6 protein-coding genes are annotated in these 6,576 nt (G+C 67.6%); 2 read left to right on the plus strand and 4 right to left on the minus strand.

The genetic code is table 11. From position 1 onward, the window contains the following. Positions 1-21 precede the first annotated feature (21 nt). Together CA982_RS20315 and CA982_RS20320 are read left to right on the plus strand one after the other, a co-directional pair. Positions 22-813: an SDR family NAD(P)-dependent oxidoreductase gene (locus CA982_RS20315; RefSeq protein ID WP_208618036.1), complete on the plus strand. Its 792-nt coding sequence runs from the start codon at positions 22-24 to the stop codon at positions 811-813. After that, entirely contained in the window at positions 810-2,354 is a 1,545-nt protein-coding gene (locus CA982_RS20320; RefSeq protein WP_086537045.1) for a long-chain-fatty-acid--CoA ligase, read from the plus strand. Before CA982_RS20315 ends, CA982_RS20320 begins: the two co-directional genes overlap by 4 nt. A gap of 19 nt (positions 2,355-2,373) precedes the next feature. Here the strand turns inward: CA982_RS20320 and CA982_RS20325 are convergent, their stop codons facing one another. From CA982_RS20325 to CA982_RS20340, 4 genes are all read right to left on the minus strand, one after another. Next, the gene (locus CA982_RS20325; RefSeq protein WP_208618037.1) at positions 2,374-3,276 is read right to left on the minus strand and encodes an LLM class flavin-dependent oxidoreductase; all 903 of its coding nucleotides are present in this window, start codon (positions 3,274-3,276) and stop codon (positions 2,374-2,376) included. 88 nt (positions 3,277-3,364) lie between these two features. After that, complete coding sequence (locus CA982_RS20330; protein WP_086537046.1) at positions 3,365-4,648, minus strand: fatty acid desaturase family protein; 1,284 nt, start codon at positions 4,646-4,648, stop codon at positions 3,365-3,367. 8 nt (positions 4,649-4,656) lie between these two features. Further along, positions 4,657-5,769, minus strand: a complete 1,113-nt coding sequence (locus tag CA982_RS20335) for a ferredoxin reductase (RefSeq protein WP_086537047.1) — start codon at positions 5,767-5,769, stop codon at positions 4,657-4,659. Positions 5,770-5,913: 144 nt separating this feature from the next. Next, positions 5,914-6,393 carry a DUF456 domain-containing protein gene (locus tag CA982_RS20340; RefSeq protein WP_086537048.1) on the minus strand — a complete coding sequence of 160 codons (480 nt, stop codon included), beginning with the start codon at positions 6,391-6,393 and terminating at the stop codon, positions 5,914-5,916. Positions 6,394-6,576 lie beyond the last annotated feature (183 nt).

The raw sequence follows: 6,576 nt of genomic DNA on the forward strand, positions 1-6,576 counted from the left end.
ACCCGTCGAGAGGGAGAGACCATGACGGACAAGCGTGTCGACGGCAAGATCGCCGTCGTCATCGGCGGCGGCTCGGGCATCGGCGAAGCCGCGGCCCGGACCCTGGCCGCCCACGGTGCCACGGTGGTCGTGGCCGACGTGAATCTCGAAGCGGCCGAGTCGGTTGCGGGAGGGCTCGCCGGCGGCGCGCGGGCTCGGTGGGTCGACGTGACCGACGAGACGTCGGTCGCGGCACTGTTCACCGGCGTCGCCGACGAGCACGGCGGTGTGGACGTCGTCGTGAACTGCGCCGGGGTGAACATCCCCGGTTTCATCGTCGACCTCGACACGCAGCAGTGGCAGACGACCATCGACCTGTGCCTCACCGGCGCGTTCCTGGTGACCAAGTACGCGGGACGAACGCTGAACGACGGCGGATCACTCATCGGCATCGCCTCTCTCAACGCCCGGCAGCCGGCCGCCGGCTTCGCGGGTTACTGCGCGGCCAAGGCGGGCATGGTGATGCTCGCCGAGGTCGCCGCACTCGAGCTGGCCCCCCGCGGCATCCGGGTCAACTCGATCTCGCCGGGACTCGTGGACACCCCGCTGGTGCACACCCTCACCTCGATCCCGGTCATCCAGGACGACTTCACCGAGAACACCCCGCTCGGGCGGAACGGCCGGCCGGACGAGATCGCCGAGGCGGTCCTCTATCTCGCCTCCGACGACTCGCGGTGGGTCACCGGGGAGACGATCAACATCAACGGTGGCGCACACCTGCGCCGGTACCCCGATGTGATGCGGCACCTCGCCGACCTGTCGGTCGTCGAATGACGGCGCCGGCCGAGTACCGTCTCGCCGAGCAGACCCGGCTCCGGGCCCGCCTACGGGGTAGCGCACCGGCGTTGTCCGGAGCGGGGATCCACCTCACCTACGAGCAGCTCGACGACCGCACCAGTCGCCTGGCGAACGTGTTGCGCGACCGCGGCATCCGAGCCGGTGATCGGATCGCCGTGGTGGGGCGGAGTTCTCCGGAGATCATCGAGACGGTGCTCGCCGCCGCCAAGATCGGCGCGGTCACCGTGCCCCTGAACTGGCGGCTCTCGGTCCGCGAGCTCGGCGAGGTCGTCGACGACGCACAGGCACGTCTGATCGTGTGCCACCGCGACTTTCTCGATACGGTGACGGAGATCCGTTCCGGTGCAGACGCTCTCGTCGAACCCATCGTTTTCGGCGATCCGCGGCCACCGCTCTCCTACGAAGAGTTGCTGGCGGCGGCGTCCTCGGAGGATCCGGGCCATGTCGGCGACGCCGACGACGTGGTCCTCCAGCTCTACACCTCGGGCACCACCGGCCGGGCCAAGGGCGTGCTCACCTCCAACACCAACCTGGGCGCCTGCACACAGGCCGGCGGGCCATGGGGTTTCGACGACTCGTCGGTCAGCCTCTGTGCCATGCCCCTCTTCCACATCGGCGGGCTCGGCTGGGCGCTGGTGGGGCTGGCCAACGGTGCACACAACGTGGTCATCGCCGACTTCACGCCTGAATCCCTCCTGGACACCCTTGTCCGCGAACGCATCACGAACGTCTTCCTGGTACCGACCGTCATCGGCATGCTCGTCGACGTCCCGGGTGCCGACCGGGCCGATGTCGGGGCCCTGCGGTCGATCGCCTACGGGTCCGCGCCGATCACGCCCGCACTCCTGCGGCGGACTCTGCACACCTTCGGCACCCCGCTGTTCCAGGTGTACGGACTCACCGAAACCCACGGCGCGGTCACCCAACTCGACGCCGCGGACCACAGCACCGACCCCGAGCGCGCGCACCTGCTCCGCTCCGTCGGCCGCCCGTACCCCTGGGTGGAACTGTCCATCAGAACCGCATCGGGCACCGAGGCACCGCCCGGTGAGCAGGGCGAGATCTGCGTCCGGACACCACAGGCGACCCGCGGCTACCACCGGCGCGACGCCGAGACCGCGGCGACCATCGACGCCGACGCCTGGCTGCACACCGGCGACATCGGCCGAGTCGACGCCGAGGGCTACGTGTACGTCACCGACCGGCTCAAGGACATGGTCATCACCGGCGGCGAGAACGTCTATCCCACCGAGGTCGAGGCGGTTCTCGGCGACCACCCGGACGTCGCGCAGGTCGCTGTGGTCGGGCTGCCGCATGACACCTGGGGCGAAGAGGTGACGGCGTTCGTCGTGGCCGCCCCGGGGCACGAACCCACCGAGGCCGATCTGCGTACCTTCGCCCGCACCCGGCTGGCCGGTTACAAGGTCCCGAAGACCGTGCACATCGTGACGGCCCTCCCGCTCGGGGCGACCGGGAAGATCCTCAAGCGGGCCCTGCGAGAGCAGTTCGCACCCTAGGCCCTCCCGCACCGATCCGTCAGGACAAGGCCGCGACCACGTCCGCGGCGCGGCGCAGTTGATCGGGATCGGTACTCGTGGGGATGAGCTGGACCTCGTGGGTGCCGATGTCGGCGAAGCGCCGCAGGACCTCGGCGAGCTCGGCCTCGGTGCCCGCCCACCCGGTGGTGGGGGCGATCGCGTCGACGAACTCCGGCGGGATCCAGTTCATGTAGTGCTGGAGGTGCCGGGTCACCTGCGCACGGGGACCGTCGCCGTCACCGATCGCGAACCAGAACGAGGTCGCGAGGTGCGGCGGTGTCCGGCCGGCGTCCGCCCACGCCGACCGGGCGACGTCGAAGAGTTCGTTCTGCTTGCGGGTGTCGAGATCGAGGGTGACCCCGGCGATCCCGTCGGCCCAGTCGACCGCACTGCGGATGGTCTTCGGTCCGGTGGTCCCCACATGCAGCTCGGGTCCACCCTTCCGATGCGGCGGCGGACCGACCGGGAGCACCGACTCGGTCAGCTTCTCGCCGGCCCACACCCGTTTCATCGTTGCGGCCCGGTCGGCGAGTTGACGCATCGTCTGCGTGGCCGGGTCGGCACCGACCGCCCGGTAATCCTCGTGTCGCCCACCGACCCCCAGGGCGACGGTGAGACGCCCGGCCGACAGCATGTCGCCGGTCGCCAGCGACTTGGCGAGCATCACCGGATCGTGCAGCTGCGGCACGACGACCGTCATGACCAGCGGTACCCGATCCGTCCAGGCCGCCAGCGCCCCGAGGAGGGTCAGGCATTCCGGGTTGTCGAACGCGATGCGTTCACCCCAGCACAGGGAGCTGAACGGACCGTCGTCGATGGTGGTGGCCCAGCGACGGAGCATCTCGGCATCGAGATCGGGCTCCATCACGGGCATCGTCATCCCGATGCGCACGAGCGTCATTCTGGCACGGACACGCCATCCTCGGACGTGCTTTCGCAGATGTCGCGCATCGTCGCGGGAAACGCAACGATGCGCGACATCTGTTGTGTCAGTTCTGGTTCCGCCCCGGGCTACCGGACGCGGCCCGACCCACATGCGCCGCCCGCACCGGCGAGTTCTTCAACTCGCGCAACGCGGTCCGCAGTCCCCGGCGCTTGCCGGTCTCCGGGTCGACGCCGAAGTGATCGCTCATCCCCTCGCGGATCGCGAAGCGCAGCTCCGACGCCGTCTCGGGCGCGTCGTCGGACGTGGCCTTCAACAGCGAGTTCGGCAGCGCCAGCTTCGCGATGGTCCGGAACGACTGCGCATACTGACCCAGCAGGGTCCCCGTCGTGTACGGCAGGTCGTACTTGTCGCAGAGCTCGCGGACGCGCACACCGATCTCCTCGTACCTACTGCTGGGCAGATCGGGGAACAGGTGGTGCTCGATCTGGTGACTGAGGTTGCCGCTCATGAACCTCATCAGCGGACCCGCCTTGAAGTTGGCCGACCCCAACATCTGACGCAGGTACCAGCGCGGCTGATCCTCGTTCTCGAACTCCTCGACCGTGAACTTCTCGGCGCCGTCGGGGAAGTGGCCGCAGAAGATCACCATGTACGCCCAGTAGTTGCGGACGATGTTCGACGTGAAGTTCGCCGTGAGGGTCGTCTTCCAGTTCGGTCCGGCCAGGGCGGGGTAGATCAGATAGTCCTTGGCGGCCTGCTTGCCGACCTTGGTGCCGATCACCCGGAGATCCTTGGCCGCCTGGCGGTAGGTCTTCTCCTTGTTGCGCAGCTTCTCCGTCTCCAGATGATGCAGCGCCACACCGTATTCGAAGAACGTACCCAGCGTCAGGTTGTAGATCGGGTTGCCGACGTTCCACCACTCCCAGGGCTGATCCCGGGTGACGCGGAGGATCCCGTAGCCCACGTCGTCGTCCATCCCGACGACGTTCGTGTACTTGTGATGGACGAAGTTGTGCGAGTGCTTCCACTGCACGCTCGGGCAGGTGGTGTCCCACTCCCATGACGCCGAGTGGACCTCCGGATCGTTCATCCAGTCCCACTGACCGTGCATCACGTTGTGGCCCAGTTCCATGTTCTCGATGATCTTGGCCAGCGAGAGCATCGCGGTACCGGCCGCCCAGGCGACCTTCTTGTTGCTGAACATCAGCGCGAGCCGGCCACCGGCCGCAAGACTCCGTTGGATGGTGATGGCTCGCCGGATGTACTTGGCGTCGGCCTCGCCTCGCGATTCCTCGATGTCCCGGCGGATGGCGTCGAGTTCGGCGCCGAGGGTTTCGACGTCGCTCTCGGTGAGATGTGCGTATTGATCGATGTCGGTGATGGCCATGAAGCCTCCTACAGATCGAGGGTGCATTCACCAGACACGGCGCTGATGCATGTCTGGATTCGTTCTCCTTCGCGACGCTCCTCGCCGGTGCGCAGGTCACGCACGTAACCTCCGGCGAGCGGCACGACGCAGGTCTGACAGATGCCCATCCGGCACCCGAACGCCATCTGGATTCCCAGATTCTCGCCCGCTTCGAGCAGCGTTGTCGCGCCGTCGATCTCGGCCTCCTTGTCCGAGATCGCGAACTTCACGGTGCCGCCCTCGCCGCCGTGGTCGGTGCGCGCGATGGCGAACCGCTCCACGTGCAGCCGTTCGCGGAGACCGCCGTCCTCGTAGTGGGTCTCCATCGCGTCGAGCAACGCCACCGGTCCACAGGCCCAGCATTCGCGCTCGCGCCAGTCCGGGGCCCACTCGTCCATCCGCGAGACGTCGAACTTCCCCATCTCCTTGGTCAGCTGGAGGTTGAGGTCGTAGTCGTCGGCCTCCTCGGCGAGCTTCTCCATCTCGTCGAGGAAGATCACGTCGTCCCGCGTGGGCGCGGAGTGGATGTGCACGATGTCGGGTGTCTGACCGTGCGAACTCAGCTGCCGCAGCATGGCCATCACGGGTGTGATGCCGCTGCCCGCGGTCACGAACAGGATCTTGCTCGGCACCGGTTCGGGCAGGTGGAAATCGCCCTTGGGCGACTGCAGCCGGATGATCGTCCCGGGGCTGACGCCGTCGACCAGGTGAGACGACAGGAATCCGTCGGGATTGGCCTTCACCGTGATCGCGATGGTCTTGTTCTCGTTGGCGCCGATGGACGTCAGCGAGTACGACCGCCAGTGCCACTTGCCCTCGATCTGCAGACCGATGCCGACGTACTGGCCCGGCTTGTACGAGTCGGGAAAGCCCCAGCCCGTCCGGATGGTGACGGTCGCGGTGTCGTCGGTCTCCTTGGTGACGTCGAGCACCTTGCCGCGGAGTTCACGTGCGCTCCACAGCGGGTTGATCAGGTGCAGATAGTCGTCCGGCAGGAGCGGGGTGGTCGCTCGCGCCACCAGACCGCGGATGATGTTGACCTCCGGCTTGCGGGCCTCGACCTCGGCGGCCGGCCGCTTGCTCCACTTCAATAGGTTCACACGAACTCCTCCCCTGGAATCCCCTCGGCTGGAGTTACTGACGGGTATTTACCCTTCGGTGCACGACTGTACACATCAATCGGTGACCGCGGTCACAAGCTCTCATATTGCCAGTTCAGGCGCGGATCGGCGACCCCTGCATGGTCACCAGACGAAGGCGCCACCGGTCCAGATGCCGGTCGCGAGCAGCGCGAAGAGCAACTCGATGCCGATCGTCTTGACGGCGGCCTTGAGCGCGGAGAACGCGCCGCGCCAAGCACCGTCGAAACTCCGCGTACGGACCAGTTCCGACGCCAGTGCGCCGACGATGAACCCGAGCAGCAGACCGATGACCGGCACGACGAAGAACCCGACGATGCCGACCAGGCCCCCGACCACGACGGTGCGATTCGGGATCGCGTCCGCACGCAGCGACCGACCGGCGATGAGGTACTTGAGCACCTCACCGACCGCGATCACGAGGAGGGCCAGGGCGAACACCGACCAGGCCCAGCCGCCGACGATCAGCGCCCACACGAACAACGCGCCGACGATGAGCACCGTGCCGGGTAGGACAGGCACGACGATGCCCACCAGTCCGACCATGATCACCGCTGCGACCAGCAGCTCACCCCAGAACGGCACCCGCGGGTCGTCCGGTCACTCGCCGGTTTCCGACGACGCGCCCGGGCGTGCGTCGGTGGACCAGCCACCGGTCTTGACGATCGAGGTCATCGCCGGAGCCGGTTCGTTCGGGGACTTGTCGTTCGGAGCCGGGCGCGGGGGCGGACCCGAGGGACGCGGCGGTGCTCCCGACGGGGGCATGGG

The sequence above is a fragment of the Gordonia lacunae genome, from assembly GCF_002149015.1.
Classification (GTDB): Bacteria; Actinomycetota; Actinomycetes; order Mycobacteriales; family Mycobacteriaceae; genus Gordonia; species Gordonia lacunae.

Coding starts and splice junctions, on each gene's coding strand:
- CA982_RS20315 (WP_208618036.1), top strand. CDS start 22: ATGACGGACAAGCGTGTCGACGGCAAGATCGCCGTCGTCATCGGCGGC.
- CA982_RS20320 (WP_086537045.1), top strand. CDS start 810: ATGACGGCGCCGGCCGAGTACCGTCTCGCCGAGCAGACCCGGCTCCGG.
- CA982_RS20325 (WP_208618037.1), bottom strand. CDS start 3,276: ATGACGCTCGTGCGCATCGGGATGACGATGCCCGTGATGGAGCCCGAT.
- CA982_RS20330 (WP_086537046.1), bottom strand. CDS start 4,648: ATGGCCATCACCGACATCGATCAATACGCACATCTCACCGAGAGCGAC.